Consider the following 1,313-nt stretch of genomic DNA (forward strand, 5'->3'; position numbering starts at 1 on the left):
CATCACTTTACAATCCGCTACATAATGTAGATACTTCTGCCATTAAAGAATTGATGGGTGACAGTGAAAATACAGCTGAAAAAATGACACTTTTAACTCAGCTTGTTAGTACATTTACTGTACCTGATTTTGTTCAGTTATTTTCGAAAGAGCACATTTTACAATTAATTGTCTTTGCCGTTATTTTCGGTATTGCTACCACAATGGCCGGCGAAAAAGGACAGCCTATGGCGAAATTTCTGACTTCGGGTCAAGAAGTATCGATGAAGGTTGTTAAAATTGTGATGTACTATGCCCCAATTGGTTTAGGATGCTATTTCGCTACTGTAGTAGGAGAACTTGGACCAAAGATCTTACAAGGGTACGCTAGAGCATTTATTCTTTATTTATTAATTGCAATCGTTTACTATTTCGGTTTCTTTACGCYATACGCATGGATTGCTGGCGGTAAAGCAGGAATTAAGCTGTTTTGGAAAAATGCAGCTGCTCCTTCTATCACCGCTATTGCTACCTGTTCTTCTGCTGCATCTATTCCGGTCAATTTAGATGCAACAAAGAAAATGGGTGTGCCGCTGGATATCGCTGAAACGGTGATTCCACTAGGAGCAAACACGCATAAAGATGGTTCTGTTATCGGTGGTATTCTAAAGATTGTTTTCTTATTCAGTTTGTTTGGCAAAGATATGACGTCTGCTACGAGTATTTTGAGCATTTTAGGCGTAGCCTTTTTAGTTGGAGCCGTAATGGGAGCAATCCCTGGAGGCGGTATGATTGGCGAAATGTTAATCATTACAATTTACGGATTTTCGCCAGAAGTTCTGCCCATTATTGCGGTCATTTCCACAATTATTGACGCCCCTGCTACGCTCTTAAACAGTACGGGAAATACAGTAACAGCCATGCTTGTTACAAGGTTTACAGAAGGAAAAKACTGGATTAACAAAATTATCACCACCGATAAAGTCGCTTAGTAAAAAAGCAAAGGGAACAGTCTTAGTGACTCTCCCTTTGCTTTTTTCATGTGCAGTAATATCGATAGCGGTGTATAAAGTCTGTACATACGCACATTCTAAAGGTATGTTTCATAACCGGACTGGAGGTGTCGTCTAATGAGTAACGCTGCAGGAGGTTCAAAGAAAAACCAACCGAATGATGCGAATCACGTAAGCGCAGAAACAAAAGCTCATCAAAAACGTCTTACTGAGCAAAACAAACAAGAGCATCAAGCTGAAGAACGAAAATAAAATGACGTTAAAGAGCGCAGCGCCTGCGTTCTTTAACGTCATTTTATTTTTAGAGAGAACTTCATAACC

Annotated in this window: 2 protein-coding genes; both read left to right on the plus strand. The window is 39.7% G+C overall.

Annotated elements, in window-relative coordinates; all coding sequences use genetic code 11:
• Positions 1-971: dicarboxylate/amino acid:cation symporter (locus AC1DRF_RS28150; RefSeq protein WP_477742328.1), on the plus strand; the 971-nt coding region annotated here is incomplete at its 5' end.
• Positions 972-1,109: 138 nt separating this feature from the next.
• Positions 1,110-1,244 carry a hypothetical protein gene (locus tag AC1DRF_RS28155; RefSeq protein WP_013057043.1) on the plus strand — a complete coding sequence of 45 codons (135 nt, stop codon included), beginning with the start codon at positions 1,110-1,112 and terminating at the stop codon, positions 1,242-1,244.
• Positions 1,245-1,313 lie beyond the last annotated feature (69 nt).

It is taken from the genome of Priestia sp. P5_B4, from assembly GCF_056400385.1.

Bases quoted from the DNA above. Each gene is read 5' to 3' on its own strand.
- AC1DRF_RS28155 (WP_013057043.1), top strand. From the start codon at position 1,110: ATGAGTAACGCTGCAGGAGGTTCAAAGAAAAACCAACCGAATGATGCG.